We start from the raw sequence: 14,287 nt of genomic DNA, 5'->3' as shown, positions 1-14,287 counted from the left end.
TAATAAGATCTAAAAAGATACGTTATAAGCGTTTTTCGCTTTATCTATTTATTATATGAAGCTATACACGTCCATTTTTGATTTTATGGAAGGGCATTTGGACAATCCTTACAGATATAGTAATTCATTATATCAATTTCATCATTCTTTTTAAAATTGACCTTAAAAATAGTCATCGCTCCTTGCATGTACAGGTACGGTTCACAAATAACCGTGGAGGCTACCTTCAGGATAATATCATCCTTATTTTTGGATCTTCTACTGTATCATATTTCATGGAACAGGGTTGGTGAATAACTGCTACTTTCATGTTTTTTGTTTTTACAATTAATAGAAAAATAAGTAACTTTTATTTAAGCCATTAAATTTACAGAATCTGCTTATTCTTATAAATATTACACAAATAGAAATTCTATATAGAATTAAAATTGAAATTAATTTTAACTTGGCTTTTTTAGTATAATAGTACTTACAACTGAAGATAACCATAAATGTAATCTCTCGTTATATCTTGTGATAAATAAAGAAAGCCTGCAATTTTGAGATTGCAGGCTTATTATAAAGAAAAATATTTCATTTATCGCCTTCAGTAGCGTCGAAATTGATAGTGTTATATGCTGCCTCGGTTAAGGTTATGTCCGCCTCTTTCTCTTCGTTTAAAGTCTGAATCAATAATGAAACAGCCTGATCTTCACCAAGGGTTTTCGCAAACGAGGCCAAGGTTCCATAAGTAGCAATTTCATAGTGTTCGATTTTTTGCGAAGCAGCAATTATTCCAGCATCGCGAACTGCACCTGGTTCAGTTTCTTCCATAATACCCTCGCCTTCTTTAATAAGTCCTTCCATAGCGTCACATTTTTTTGCAGCTGCCTTTTCTCCAATTGAAGCAAAAACTTCTTCCAATCTTGCGACCTGTCCTTGAGTAACTGCTAAGTGATCGTTGATGGCGTCAATTAAATTTTGAGAAGTAGCATTTTTTGCCATTTTTGGTAGTGCTTTTACAAGTGCTTTCTCAGCCCAGTAGATATCTTTTAATGAATCAACAAACAAATCTCTCAATCCTTCTGCGGCTGATGCCTTAGCTTTCACTGTTGTTTTAGAAGAACCTGATTTTGACTTACTATCAGCTGTTTTTTTAACAACTGTACTTTTAGAAGCTGAACTGCTTTTTGCAGACGTTACTTTTTTAGCGGACGCTTTAGTATTTGAATCTTTCATAATAGATATTTTTTAATTAGAATTTCAAATGTAGCATTGCTGGGTGCCAATTTCTTATACAATTTTCCAGCATTCTTTCATCATTTAAACCTTTAAAAATCAATACATAAGAAATTATAATTGTATAATAAAGTTCAATAATCATATAATTTTACTGTCTCTTGGCAAGCTACTTTTGGGTAAGTTAAAAAATTACAAAATTGTAAATATGATCTAATATTAAATGACTTAAACAAACTTATCGCCATGCAAAGAAATGTACAAACACAAGAGGGAAAATTACAATCAAAAGTTTCTTTCTACAATACCAGGAATCCTCAGAATTATGATATGATCGTTTTTTGCCATTTAATCAGGACTGCCAAGCCTTAAAAAAAACAGATTAAAATAAAAACAAAATGTAACATGAAAATATTCTATAGATCATTCACTTTCCTTATGGTTACTTTCTACTTTCCCTTTATGGCTTCGGCACAGCAAATGCAGACTGACCGCCCTAATGAAACCGAAAGCCCCAATGCTGTTACTTCACATCATCTGCAAGTAGAAAACGGATTTTCATTTGAAAGGCAGCAAAACGAGAAGACTTATGAAATTCCTCAAGTCGTGATGCGATACGGTATTTTTAAAAATACAGAAATTAGAGTTGAAAGTGTTTTAAAAATAAGCGATCAAAATCAACAACATGGTTTTGGTATTACGCCAGTTATAGTGGGTTTTAAATATCACATTCTCGATCATAAAGGCGTAGCTATTCCCGATATCGGTATTTTAGGTCGTGTGAGTATTCCGTGGATGGCAGACAAAGTTTTTAAAGATAAATACTACAGTCCGGAGATTCGTTTGCTGGCGCAGCATACACTTTCAAAAACTACTCATTTAGGATATAATGCAGGAGTTCACTGGCTTTCGCGATCAGCTGATCCTGAATACATCTATTCAATTTCTGCCGACCATTCCCTGAGCCAAAAATTAAAGTTATTTGTAGAAACATTTGGTACGGCCGTTTCACAGCATCATGCGCAAAACAGCGCGGATGTAGGAGTTTTGTTTTTATCCAATAAAAACCTGCAATTCGATTTTATGGCAGGAACAGGAATTATGCATGGATATAATAATAAATTTGCCGAATTGGGGGTGTCTTTCAGAATATAAAATAAGAGTACCTGTTAGCCACAATTTTTTTTATGCACTTTGCTTCAGTTGTGTTTTAAAGGGAGTATAACGGTAAATTTTGCACCTTCGCCAGTTTTTCCTTCTGCAAAAATATCTCCACTATGCTTTTGTACTATTTTTTTGCACAGTGCCAGGCCAATACCCGTTCCCCCATATTCAGTCTTATTGTGAAGTCTTTGAAAAATACTAAAAATCTGTTGGCTGTATTGTTGGCTGAATCCAATTCCATTATCAGCAATTTCAATTTTGTAATACGTGTTTCCCTCAATAAGATTTGAGTTAAAGGCAATTTCTTGTAATGTTACCTCTTTGCTGCTAATGGTAATAACTGGAAAAACATCGCTTTTACTGTATTTTAATGAATTGGAGATAATGTTTCCAAACAATTGGGCCATCTGCACAGGATCAGCCTCTATCGTTGGCAGAACTCCATGTTCAATAAAAGCCTTTTTCTGCAGGATTAAAATCTCCAGGTCAGATATGATCTCTCCAATTACATCATTGAGGTCAATAGTTGTATAAGAACTTTCCTGTTTTGCTACTTCACTGTAGCCCAGTAAATCGCGAATCAAATTAACCATCCTGTTAGAACAAATATTTATCTTGCCCAGATAAGTTCTCGAATCATTATCCATCAATCCAACTTTCTGCTCCAAAAGCTGCGAAAAAACACTTATTTTCCTTAATGGCTCCTGCAGATCATGTGATGTAATATGAGCAAATTGCTCCAGTTCTTCATTTGTTTTTTGCAATTTTAAATTTACCTCGTTAAGCTCTTTCGTTCGTGCCTCTACAATCTGTTCAATTTGTTCCTGCGCCAGCACGCGAGCTGTCACGTCAATAACTACCGCATATACTCCAGTTATAATATCATGCTCATTTCGGCAGGGCTCATAAATCAAGCTTACATATACTTTTTTCAGTTTCCCGTCCCTTGGCAGGAAAATTGGGATCTCATGTGCAACATGGGGTTTGCCGGTTTCATATACCTGCTTAAGCAATTTTTCAAACCCCTGGTCCTGGGCCTCGAATACGCCTTCGAAAATAGGTTTGTTCATTATTTCCTCAGCAGTTTTTCCCCACACTTCAATCATTTTTTCATTGGCAATATCTACAACATGGTCAGGACCGGTGAGAATGCACATTCCAATTGGTGCCTTAAGTATAGTATTGCGCAGTTCCGCTTCCTTTTCTTCTATCTGCTTTATTGCCAGTACTTTTTTAGTCGTTTCGGTACAGATCACCAAAACTCCTTCAATTTGTTTATCCAGACCGCGCACAGCACTATAACCAAATGTCCAGTAAACATCCTCAATTTTTCCATTTCTGGAGATCGGAATCAGCTGGTCTTCGCTCCAGGTAGCTTCCCCCCCGGTGTATACCTGATTAATTAAAGGGCCTATCGTTTTCCAGATCTCTTCCCAGCAAGGTTCCCCTTCCTGACCAAGTGCGAGCGGATGTCTTCCCTGATCTCCAAGACTTGGGCGGTAAGCATCGTTATAAAACTGAACTTTTTTTTCTCCCCACCATAAAAACATAGGGAATTTAGAAGAAAGCATGATATCTATTGTGATATGTAGGCTTGCCGGCCAATATAATGACGATCCGATTGAGGTCTTCGACCAATCGAATGCTTTTGTCAGGCGTTCCATTTCTCCATTTCGGTGGTCAGAAATCTGGTCCCTGCTATTTATCATGTCTTTATTCTCCTTATCTAGTGTCTGCATAAATTTTACCCAATTAAAAATTTATTACATATGGCAACCAGGCCATTAAAATCCATAGGTTTAGTAATATAATCATGGGCACCCATATCTTTGGTCCGGTTTTTTAATTCATCTACTGATGAAGTAGAGAACATTATAATTGGGATATCTCTGAGTTCGATATTTTTTTTAATATGCTGCAAGAATTGTATACCATTCATCAGTGGCATATTAAAATCAAGTAAGATGACGTCAGGGACGATTATCTTCTGTTCGAGTTGTATTACTGCCGAAAGTGGATCATTGATCGCTGTGTACCCCACTTTTTCGGACACTTTTCGCAGCGCTAAAAGAAACATTTCACAATCGTCAGTATCATCATCAACATGTAAAATGTGTTGGAATTTCATCTAGCGGTTATTTGTTTGTAAGTAAATATACTCTTATTTTACGGGGTATTTCAAATTAAATTCTCTTAGTTTAAACGAATACTGAGGGTATCTGTGCTCCTGGATCTTTATTTTAATCTTTAAAAATTCAGATTTTCACTGAGAAGTACTTTAAACGAGAGAAAGTTATTTTCGCTTTTTTTGAAAAAAAAGATAATATGTCTATATGTAGGAAAAAGATATTACTGTACAATTTCTTACTTTAATTTATTCCCTGTATGCTATTTATAATACGCAATGATACCGCTTCGCAAAAATCCAGTCCGGAATAATCCGGATTATAACCTCCAATGTACGGAACTGCCATAATAAATATGTTTTCATTGTAGGCTCCGTACTGGTCAATAATTTGAAAATTATCATTTATTGCAATTCCCGATACGTTTAAAAAGTAACTTCCTGTACTGTCACTTTCTACGGAGCCGTTGCCTTCTAAAAAAGCAAGATGCCCTCTTTCACTTGATTTGAATTTTATTTTTGCAGGACTGACTGCTTTTTGTGAAAGTAAACTCTTAAAAGGGAAATCTGCGTAAGATAGATGTGGCTGACCAACACAATCAATAAAAGTTTCATAAAATACGGATTGTGGCTTGTTATGCTGATCCAAGAAGTTATACCGGATTCCACCACCATTTTGCGGTTCTACGGTACTTTCTGCACCAACGGGAATAATATCCAGAACTCCTGCGTAGTGAAGCGCCAGTAACTCGATACAGGATTTTTGCGGAACAAATGCAATTACAATTGATATCAATGGCATAAGTACTTTTTGAAGTCGTTGCATATCTTCTGCCGAAAGGTATTTTGCAGGATGATTCATAGCAAAGCTCAAAACTGCCAGCATCTCTTTCCAATACACTGATTCCTGCCTTTTTATCGATTTCTCAGCCTGAATATATTCTGCTTTTAAAAGCTGAAATGGTTCAAGACGTTCTCGGAGTTCCATCATTTCCAAAACAAAATCCTCAATACTGAGATCTTTAATTCTATTGTAAAAATCAGGATCTTTATCGCGGAATATTTCTTTAAAATCTTTTTGAAATACAAAATCCAGTGAGAGAAAACCATCATTCTCTCTTCTGTGCAATTCAATTTCTTTTTCCGTCAGCAGCGAATTATTATTAAGATGAGAATCTTCGAGATGAAATCTTACTGCAGGTAGCATTCCACTTCTGGAATGCATGATCATTTTAAAATCGGGGCTTTCTACATGGCTTTGAAAACTTATATTTCCATTTTCATCTTTTTTAAATGAACCGTTTTCTCTGGCAAGAGTTCTTATGGCGTCAATCGCGGTTAAAGACGACCCTTTTATAGCTACTGGGTGATTGAGTTTAAGCAAAAGCTTTGATGGCGGATATGGAGCGTCATAATACCCTTTGACCTTTCCTTCATATCGCAGTGGCCAGTTGTGTCCTGTACAAATAACTACATGGTCAAATTTATCTTTTTCAGTAATTGTTTCTACCCATACTTCATTGTCTTGTTCGTTGTAACTAATATCCACCACATTGCTTTGATAGTGAATTCGTGTTGTTATTCCAGCTTCATCTCCTTTTTGCTGTAAAAGTTTAAACTGGTCGGCGAGATAATATCCAAAAAGTAATCTTGGCACTACTTTATATTCAGTAAATTTATCAGGATCAATTTCAAATCTTTCCAGTAAATCTAATGGTACAGTCAAAATCCATTCTGAAATTGAAGTGGCAATTCCAGGCGTTTCGTTATCTGATACATTGGTTACATGTTCGTCATTTGCTCCTTCTCGACTATAAGGCATTCCTGCGCCAAGGGTAGATTTTCGTTCATAGATGTCTATTTCAAAATTTGCGCTTCCTGATTCAACCAATCTTTTATACATAAACAGTCCGCTTGGTCCTCCTCCTAAAATAGCAATTCTCTTTTTATTTTCCATCATTTTCATTACGTTTCTATTATTGTTTAACTGTAAATTTTCAATTTATAAAATACTATTCTAAAGCCATTTCTTTCTTTTAAACCATAAAAAAATTATTATAGAAACTAAAACCATTACAATTAAAGTAATTGGATATGCCCAATAATAATTAAGTTCAGGCATAAATTTGAAATTCATCCCGTAGATCCCTGCTATAAATGTAAGTGGCATAAAAAAAACAGAAAACACAGTGAGCACTTTCATAACATCGTTTGTTTTCCTGGCAGATAAAGACAAATAAATATTCAATAACTCTTTTGCATCTTCCTGAACCTGATCGTTGAGCATCAAAAGTTTAGTATGCAGATCGTGAACATCTCTAAGTGCCGGTACTTCTTCTCCTTCTGCCCTGATAGAATTTACAACTTCATTACTCAACAAAAGCAGTTTTTTGTATAATCCTGCCCTGTTTTTTAGGTAATAAATTGCCTCTATCATATCAGCAGGGATATTTTTTTTCAAAAATAATTTAGATTCATAACCGTCAATTTTATTTGATAGATTTATAGCGGGCTGTTCAAAAGAATGCAGTGCATCGCGAACAATATGAATGACAATGCCTGTGCTTGTTTTAACTTTCCCAGTATCGACATACGTTTCTTTTATAGTTGAAATTAAAGGCTGCGTGGTACGATGTAATGTAATGATAAAGGATTCGTTATAAAAAACAGCAATTTTACAACTCAGACTCTGGACGGTCTGCAATTTTTCCTTATTTTCACTGACAACTCTTATAATTAGGAAGTGGGTATTATTGTGTTCCTCAAATTTTGGAAGATGATCCGGATCCAGGCAATCTAGTAGTGCGTATGAATTTAGATTGTACTTTTTACTAATACTAGAGAGCTCCTCACTGGTAGGATCAACAGCATCAATCCAGGTAATCTGTGTATCTTTTATCGTACAAGTAGATATAGGCATTTTGATTATTTTATTAGTAATTAAGCGTTCTTTGATTTAGTGTTTCAAATAATTAATTAAAGGCATCTCAATAACTTCGATTTTACCAATGCGAAGTTTATCAACTAAAACTGAAGTGTAGACATTACTTTTAACCCCTTGTCTTTTGGTTAAACTGAACTGATTTTTTGAAATATCTATTTAGAAATTTAGAGAATAAATGTAGTTGGGCACAAATAAATAATTTTACACAAAACTTATAAAATTCTTTCAAAATTATAAGTTGTTTATCGCTTAAATCATTATTTATTTACAATAAGCTTATTAACCATGTAAAAAGAAGATTGAAGTTGAATAATAAGTTTCACTTCTACATGAAATTATTGTAAATCATACGACCACTGAAATCCTTTATATTGATCATTTTTTTGTCAGAAAAATAGAACTGTAATACCGAAATATTTCTTGTAAAAGATATTATGGTATAGCCTCTTCAGCATACAGCTTTTTGACAGCATAGAAACCGTAATGAACAGATTTAAAAAAGCAATAAGGTTTTCCTACCGGTATTAAAAAATGCAAAACACTATGGTTTTTATTGCAAAATCAGATGTACTGGAAATCTACAGAAACAGGCTAAAATCGATAGTTTTTCAATGAGTATAGTTCTTATATTGCAAAATTCACTGGTATTGACTAAACAGCCAATACCAAATGAATATGTAACTTTTTGCTATTTAAAAATTTTTCTTATAATTTTCCCGATATCGGCAAAATCATCAAGATTACTCACGGACCTTTTCTCAGTTGTAGTATTATCTATTTTTGAAAAAGGATAAATTAGTATGTAATTGTTATTATGCAGATTCTTATTTAAAATTTCAGGCACGTGCTGCATCTGGGGAAAATAAGATTTCATTCCTCTGTCTGCCATCAAAATAATAAGACCTTCATCTACTTCGAGATTGTACGCTACATTCTGAGCATCCTGCCAGGCTATTACAGTATTAAAAACAGCTTCAATATTTGCCTTTCTAATGATACTCTCCAATACATTGATTGTTTTCTCATTGGCATAAAAGCTCATTTTCGCCCCTGAATTTTTCCCTATATTCCAAACCCTTAATAAGGAATGGAAAAAACCAGGTTCATGCTCTGCATTACCAGGAATAAGAACGGCATATTTTTTAATGGTTGCCACAGGTTGTACTGCATGATAAACAATCACATTAATCTGCTTGTTTTGCAGGTAACCGTTATAAAGATTATAAATAAAGGAAGAGGAGAAACCTTTGTCTTGTTCAAGTCCAATAATCAGATCGGTAATATTGTGCTCCTTTACTACATTATTAATACCTGCAACTACATCATTGTCGTGCCGTGTTATCGGATTTAGTTTAACGTCTGCCGCAGCGGCCATACTAACGGCTGCACCAAGTAATTTTTCAGCATTTTTTGAAGACGATTCGCTTTTGTCCTCATTAATAACATTAAGGGCAAAAAGCTTGTCTATATTTGTCTTATTTTTTATAAGCAGCCCCAGATTAACCATTTTATCAACGGTATGTTCATGATTAAGAGCGAGCAGAATTTTTTCTTCTTCATCACCTGTACCCGCCACCGTTTCTTCTTTATCTGTATCGGCAATTCTTTGTGCGCTTGCCATTGAGACGAATGATGAAATGGTACAGGAAACCAATATCAAAAGAATACTGCCATTAAGAACATGTTCATTTAAAAGCCTGATAGGTTCTCCTGCTTCGTTTTCAGACAAGATAATATTATACCCCACCATTACAGATGCCAGTGTAGCGGCCGCTGATGCGGCGCTCATTCCAAAGATAAGCCTGCCCTCATCATCTGTAAATTTAAATGTTTTTTTAGTCAAGATAGCCGCTGCATATTTTCCACCTATAGAAGCTACCAACATAATGGAAGCTACTCCAAGGGTTTCCCAACTCTGTATAAAAGCATTAAAATCAATTAGCATACCAACGCTGATAAGAAAAAAGGGAATAAAAATAGCATTTCCCACAAATTCGACCCTATTCATAAGTGATGAAGTGTGAGGTATAAGCCTGTTTAGAGCAAGGCCCGCAAAAAATGCGCCAATAATAGCTTCTATTCCTGCCAATTCTGCCAGTAAAGCTGCTAGATAGATCATGACAATTACAAAAATATACTGCGAAATCTTATCTTCAACATTCTTGAAAAACCAGCGTGCTACGATAGGAAAAACAAGTAAAACAATTAAGGCAAATACCAACATGGAAACAGAGAGTTTAACCCAAAATGATGTTCCTACCTCACCCTGTGACATGCCTACTACAACAGCTAGTACTACTAGTGAAAGTACATCTGTTATCATTGTTCCGCCTACTGTAATATTTACTGCCAGCTTTTTGGCTATTCCCAGTTTGCTTATCATTGGATACACAATAAGGGTATGTGAGGAAAAAAGACTGGCAAACAATACTGAGGTTAAAAGCGAAAAATGCAATACATAATAACCACCTATAAGCCCCAGTACAAATGGTACTGTAAAAGTATATAATGAAAAAGTAATACTCTTCCATTTGTTTTTTTTAAAGTCGCCCATATCAATCTCAAGTCCTGCCAGAAACATGATATATAACAGTCCTGTGGTTCCCGTTACAACCACACTACTGTCCCTAGCAAGAACATTGAATCCGTTTGGACCTATAACTGCCCCGGCTATAATTAGCCCCAACAAATGAGGCACTTTTATTTTATTCAATAAAAGGGGAATACATAAAATTATAATGAGCTCGATCAGAAATTTTAGCACCGGATCTTCAATAGGAAGACTAACGTGTTGTATACTTAATAACATAAATTATTATTTTTTGGCAAGTGTAAGTTCTACAGAGAATCTAGCAGTACAGTTATCCTGTCCGGTTATGGTTTGTGTTCCTTTAATAATATTTTCTTTAATATCATCAAGAACAACATTCATTTTTACTCTGTTCTTTGAAATACTGTCACTGGTGAATTCAAGCATTATTTTATCTTCGATGTATTTTGCTTTAAATACCCGTACCAGCTTTTTATTATTTAGTACATTGGTATAAATTCCGGTAGAATCAGACACAAATTCCCAGGATTCATTACGCTGATCCCCTATTACATATTGGTTGCAGTTAGATTCTCTGCATAGCGTTTTACTATTCCAAAAACCTTTAAGGAATTCGGGCCACCTCTTAATTAAGTCACTATTGTCATTAATGGTATTTTTTAAAGCAGCTAAACTGTCACGCATCAATAATAAAGTTTTATAGTCAGCCTCTTTCTTTTTAAATTCCTCTTCTTTTAAAATCACAGCTTTTTCCCTATTTTGGAGTTCAAGTTCTTTTTTACTTTCACAGGAAATAAAAAAACAGATAAGTAATAATAGAATAGCTAACTTTTTCATAGATCATTTTTTTGGATATACAATTTAACCAAAATATATTGGCATACCAAGAAAAAAGGAATATAAAAAGATTAATAATTACCCTGCCAGACAAATAACATTAATATTCTTGTATTAACGTCTTCCTAAAGCAGCTTTGTTTTAATAATGGTAAACTTATCGATTAGAATTTTTAATCCATTATAGGAAATCATAAAACACCAGTACAATAATGCTCGCTAATTAGAGCATTTGACTTAACTAATCTACTAGCCTGTAGTAAAAAGGAATTAATAAATTGGTTGTTAAAAACATTTTTTTGCGTTTTTTGACTCAAATGGAGACGAAATTCATAAGATAAATTTGGAAAAAGGATAGTTAGAGATTAAGCAAAAAGAGTATTTAATCTGATTAAACAGAAATCTACATTTCTCACTTCTCTAAGTTTACATCTAAACGCTTTTATTTTTGCATTAAAAGATTCTGCTGAATCATTTGTAATTCTATTGTCAAAATAGTCTAAAATTGACTGGTAATTAAAAGTTATGTTATGGAACAAAATATTAAATTTTTAAAACCTGAGAATATAAAATTGTGACATAATCAAGAAAAAAAAAGTCTTCAAAACAAATTGTTTCAAAGGTTTTTTGGAATCATCAGTATTAATTTTCCAGGTTTCATTAACTCTGATTATCTGATCTAAATATGCTTTCAAAGTTCCCGGTATGGACCAATTATACATAGGGGAACCAAGAACAATAATATCTGTACTTTTCACTTCTTCAATATAAACGTCACTAATTTTAAGTATGTCATTATCATGCTCATTTCTTTGTTTTTTCTTTGATGATGCTTCGATCCAGCTTTCAGTGACAAAAGGAATCTCAGAAATTGCCAGATCGCGAAAAGTAAAAACGGCCTCGCCATTACTCATTTTACATTGCTTTATAAAAAAAGTTCTTTCCATAGAATCTTTTGGATATACTTCTATATTCACGCATCAGCAGATCTACTGGTGTGAGGCGAACATCAGGGAAATCATCATCAATTGTGAAAATTGATTTTTGAAAATCCTCAACTACAATTTTTTCGACAAAAGGATTTTTCCACATAAACGAATCTGCTTTTTCTTCTACATCTGAAATAGAATTGTATTTTCTCTTTTCTGAGAGTTCAGAAGCTTAGAGAGTACAAATATGCCTTTACGCTCAACAGATTCTGCCCAGCCCTGGCTCATAAGTTCTTCGTATTCGACTTTCACAGTATTTCGGCTAATTCCCGTGAGTTCAGACAATACTCTTGTGCTTGGCAGAATATCTGAAGGTTTAAAAGTACCATTGGTGATCAATGGAATAAAACTATTACACAATTGAACATAAAGAGAAACATTTGAATCTCTATTGAGTTGTATCAGTGATTTGTATGGAAGCATTTGTACTATTTTACGTTAAGTATATTCCTCGAATGTATTAGTAAATTTATCATTTTCTTACTCAATTATAGGAAAACGATAAGTGAATTTCAAATAGAAAAGCTGCTCGCCTGGAAAACGGAGCAGCTTATTATATGATTCTGTATTAAATTTGCTTTAAGCAGGAATGAGCTATGTTGTAATTCCAATTCTGTTCCGAGCGTTTTTGCTGTCTTTAATCTGAACTTCTAATATAGTAAGAAATTTCTGTATTTTAAAGCTTATGTTGTAGTTGTTTCTTACAACATTTTTTTTCTTTCTATTCTCTCTTTCGCCTCTGTTAACAGCAGGTGTATTTTTTCTTCAAACTGTTTTTTAGGCGGTAATTCTGTCCAGTATTCTGCAACCATTATTCCGTCTTTGTGCATTTCGAGCAATTCTATTTGTTCCCGGCTGCTTTCGGCACAAAGAATTAATCCTATTGGTGTGTTTTCACCTTCTTGTTTTTCGTATTTGTCCAACCACTTGAGGTATAATTCCATTTGTCCTTTGTGTTTGGCTTGGAACTTTCCTAATTTTAATTCGATGGCTACTAATCGTTTTAGTTTTCGATGGTAAAAAAGTAAATCTAAATTGAAATCTTCACCGTCAATAATCATTCGTTTTTGACGTTCTACAAACGTAAACCCTTTGCCAAGTTCGAGAATGAATTTTTCGAGTTCGAATAGTATTGCTTGTTCTAAATCTTTTTCTAAATAGGCATTTCCTAAATTAAGAAAGTCTAATAAATAAGGATCTTTAAAAGTGTATTGTAGATTTTGTTCCGATGGAATTGTTTGAATGTTTGCTATAGCTGCTCGTTCAAAAGTTTTGGCTACAATTTGCTTTCGCAAATCTCTCACACTCATTAAATGACTATTTACTTGATTTGCATAGAATAACTGGGCTTCTGGGTTTTTGATGGGTAATAACTCTATGAAGTGTGACCAACTCAATTGTCGCGACAGTGTTACGACAATTTGTGAATCCGTAAATTGTTCGGCAAACTGCATCATACGTCTCAAATTTCTTAATTCAAAATTGCTACCGTATTGTTCTTTCAATTGTGTCGACAGTGTCGACACAATTAGTTTTGCATATTCAGCACGCTTGTTCTCTAGAATATCTTGATTGATATGATTACCAACTTGCCAAAATAAAATAGTAATGGCACTATTGGCTTGAATTGAAACTTGATGTTTGCTTTGCTCAATAAGTTGTGATAACTCATAGAGTTACTTATTTTCTGAAATTGATACAATTTTGGTATTATCTGCCATAATTACTGATGCTACTTTATGCTAAACGGCTATTTAAATGGATGTTGTATTGCTAACGCAGTGCATTAATAATTGCCTACCTATTCGTAAATTATTCCTCTTATGAAGTAATATATTACATTACTGCCAATCTACAAACATACTAAAAAGCAATCGAATGTAAAAGAGGCATTTTTGATATTATGGATAGGATAAAAATAGAACGCTTTAACGGGCTGTCAGAATCCAAATTGGTTGGAGTGCTTTACTTATTTTGCTATTGTCTTATGATGCAGATCTGAAGCATATTTAATTCTGTTTATCTCCATATTATTATTTCTTGTAGAACCAAGATTCCCAAAAAGAAAACCTGCTGCTCTGTACTGTTATTAATAAAAATGATCCGTTCAGATATTATTCTCGCGAAGAATTTCCTCGATCTTTACACTGTCGTACAGAAATATATCTCCCAGTTTAGTGTATGGAAGAATCCCAGTCTGCCTGTATTTTATAATAGTATTATTAGACAGCCCAAATATATTTTTTAAATCTTCATTTCTATAATAAGCAGGTCTCAACATTTTCCCTTTACTGATTTTTGAATCGATCACTTCCAATTTTAGTATTAAAGGATCTATAATATTTTTAATCTCCATTATAAAAGCCTTTCTCATTTCTTTCTTTGTCATAATTGAATTGTTTGTTAAAGTTATAAATTTTCTCTTCCTCAGCTTACCAGTTCTCAAGTTTTCTTTTCCGC

Annotated in this window: 13 protein-coding genes; 1 reads left to right on the top strand and 12 read right to left on the bottom strand. The window is 34.0% G+C overall.

Features of this window, described 5'->3' with window-relative positions:
- Positions 1 to 573: 573 nt before the first annotated feature.
- On the bottom strand, positions 574 to 1,218 hold the full coding sequence (locus ACQKCJ_RS15620) for a ferritin-like domain-containing protein (protein ID WP_271336216.1): 645 nt from the start codon (positions 1,216 to 1,218) through the stop codon (positions 574 to 576).
- 405 nt (positions 1,219 to 1,623) lie between these two features.
- Here ACQKCJ_RS15620 and ACQKCJ_RS15615 point away from each other — a divergent pair, with 405 nt between their 5' ends.
- A complete protein-coding gene (locus ACQKCJ_RS15615; protein WP_427402370.1) occupies positions 1,624 to 2,373 on the top strand; it encodes a transporter in 750 nt (249 codons plus the stop codon).
- A gap of 44 nt (positions 2,374 to 2,417) precedes the next feature.
- Here ACQKCJ_RS15615 and ACQKCJ_RS15610 read toward each other — a convergent pair whose 3' ends face one another.
- The 11 genes from ACQKCJ_RS15610 to ACQKCJ_RS15560 form a co-directional block, all read right to left on the bottom strand.
- Positions 2,418 to 4,121, bottom strand: coding sequence for a sensor histidine kinase (locus tag ACQKCJ_RS15610; protein WP_427402369.1), 1,704 nt, complete (start codon positions 4,119 to 4,121; stop codon positions 2,418 to 2,420).
- Between the two features lie 5 nt (positions 4,122 to 4,126).
- The gene (locus ACQKCJ_RS15605; RefSeq protein WP_271336213.1) at positions 4,127 to 4,510 is read right to left on the bottom strand and encodes a response regulator; all 384 of its coding nucleotides are present in this window, start codon (positions 4,508 to 4,510) and stop codon (positions 4,127 to 4,129) included.
- 241 nt (positions 4,511 to 4,751) lie between these two features.
- Complete coding sequence (locus tag ACQKCJ_RS15600) at positions 4,752 to 6,467, bottom strand: FAD/NAD(P)-binding protein (RefSeq protein WP_427402368.1); 1,716 nt, start codon at positions 6,465 to 6,467, stop codon at positions 4,752 to 4,754.
- Between the two features lie 57 nt (positions 6,468 to 6,524).
- On the bottom strand, positions 6,525 to 7,427 hold the full coding sequence (locus ACQKCJ_RS15595; RefSeq protein WP_427402367.1) for a CorA family divalent cation transporter: 903 nt from the start codon (positions 7,425 to 7,427) through the stop codon (positions 6,525 to 6,527).
- Positions 7,428 to 8,139: 712 nt separating this feature from the next.
- Positions 8,140 to 10,260, bottom strand: coding sequence for a cation:proton antiporter (locus ACQKCJ_RS15590; RefSeq protein ID WP_427402366.1), 2,121 nt, complete (start codon positions 10,258 to 10,260; stop codon positions 8,140 to 8,142).
- A gap of 6 nt (positions 10,261 to 10,266) precedes the next feature.
- A complete protein-coding gene (locus ACQKCJ_RS15585; protein ID WP_427402365.1) occupies positions 10,267 to 10,839 on the bottom strand; it encodes a hypothetical protein in 573 nt (190 codons plus the stop codon).
- A gap of 364 nt (positions 10,840 to 11,203) precedes the next feature.
- Positions 11,204 to 11,377, bottom strand: a complete 174-nt coding sequence (locus ACQKCJ_RS15580; RefSeq protein WP_427402364.1) for a transposase — start codon at positions 11,375 to 11,377, stop codon at positions 11,204 to 11,206.
- Between the two features lie 12 nt (positions 11,378 to 11,389).
- Positions 11,390 to 11,785: an NAD(P)H-dependent oxidoreductase gene (locus ACQKCJ_RS15575; RefSeq protein WP_427402363.1), complete on the bottom strand. Its 396-nt coding sequence runs from the start codon at positions 11,783 to 11,785 to the stop codon at positions 11,390 to 11,392.
- Positions 11,786 to 11,950: 165 nt separating this feature from the next.
- Positions 11,951 to 12,250 carry a GntR family transcriptional regulator gene (locus ACQKCJ_RS15570; protein WP_427402362.1) on the bottom strand — a complete coding sequence of 100 codons (300 nt, stop codon included), beginning with the start codon at positions 12,248 to 12,250 and terminating at the stop codon, positions 11,951 to 11,953.
- 278 nt (positions 12,251 to 12,528) lie between these two features.
- Positions 12,529 to 13,482 (bottom strand): PDDEXK nuclease domain-containing protein, encoded by a 954-nt coding sequence (locus tag ACQKCJ_RS15565; RefSeq protein WP_427402397.1) that lies wholly within the window; start codon positions 13,480 to 13,482, stop codon positions 12,529 to 12,531.
- Positions 13,483 to 13,934: 452 nt separating this feature from the next.
- Positions 13,935 to 14,216: a helix-turn-helix domain-containing protein gene (locus ACQKCJ_RS15560; protein ID WP_427402361.1), complete on the bottom strand. Its 282-nt coding sequence runs from the start codon at positions 14,214 to 14,216 to the stop codon at positions 13,935 to 13,937.
- Between the last annotated feature and the right edge of the window lie 71 nt (positions 14,217 to 14,287).

Source organism: Flavobacterium sp. NPDC079362 (genome assembly GCF_050267765.1).
GTDB classification, from domain to species: domain Bacteria; phylum Bacteroidota; class Bacteroidia; order Flavobacteriales; family Flavobacteriaceae; genus Flavobacterium; species Flavobacterium azizsancarii.
The sequence above is the reverse complement of the archived record's forward strand: the minus strand, read 5'-3'. Positions and strand labels throughout refer to the sequence as shown.

What these genes read in the sequence shown, in the direction of transcription:
- ACQKCJ_RS15570 (WP_427402362.1), bottom strand. Translation starts at nt 12,250, where the DNA reads ATGCTTCCATACAAATCACTGATACAACTCAATAGAGATTCAAATGTT.
- ACQKCJ_RS15585 (WP_427402365.1), bottom strand. Translation starts at nt 10,839, where the DNA reads ATGAAAAAGTTAGCTATTCTATTATTACTTATCTGTTTTTTTATTTCC.
- ACQKCJ_RS15590 (WP_427402366.1), bottom strand. Translation starts at nt 10,260, where the DNA reads ATGTTATTAAGTATACAACACGTTAGTCTTCCTATTGAAGATCCGGTG.
- ACQKCJ_RS15595 (WP_427402367.1), bottom strand. Translation starts at nt 7,427, where the DNA reads ATGCCTATATCTACTTGTACGATAAAAGATACACAGATTACCTGGATT.
- ACQKCJ_RS15560 (WP_427402361.1), bottom strand. Translation starts at nt 14,216, where the DNA reads ATGACAAAGAAAGAAATGAGAAAGGCTTTTATAATGGAGATTAAAAAT.
- ACQKCJ_RS15605 (WP_271336213.1), bottom strand. Translation starts at nt 4,510, where the DNA reads ATGAAATTCCAACACATTTTACATGTTGATGATGATACTGACGATTGT.
- ACQKCJ_RS15620 (WP_271336216.1), bottom strand. Translation starts at nt 1,218, where the DNA reads ATGAAAGATTCAAATACTAAAGCGTCCGCTAAAAAAGTAACGTCTGCA.
- ACQKCJ_RS15600 (WP_427402368.1), bottom strand. Translation starts at nt 6,467, where the DNA reads ATGATGGAAAATAAAAAGAGAATTGCTATTTTAGGAGGAGGACCAAGC.
- ACQKCJ_RS15575 (WP_427402363.1), bottom strand. Translation starts at nt 11,785, where the DNA reads ATGGAAAGAACTTTTTTTATAAAGCAATGTAAAATGAGTAATGGCGAG.
- ACQKCJ_RS15610 (WP_427402369.1), bottom strand. Translation starts at nt 4,121, where the DNA reads ATGCAGACACTAGATAAGGAGAATAAAGACATGATAAATAGCAGGGAC.
- ACQKCJ_RS15615 (WP_427402370.1), top strand. Translation starts at nt 1,624, where the DNA reads ATGAAAATATTCTATAGATCATTCACTTTCCTTATGGTTACTTTCTAC.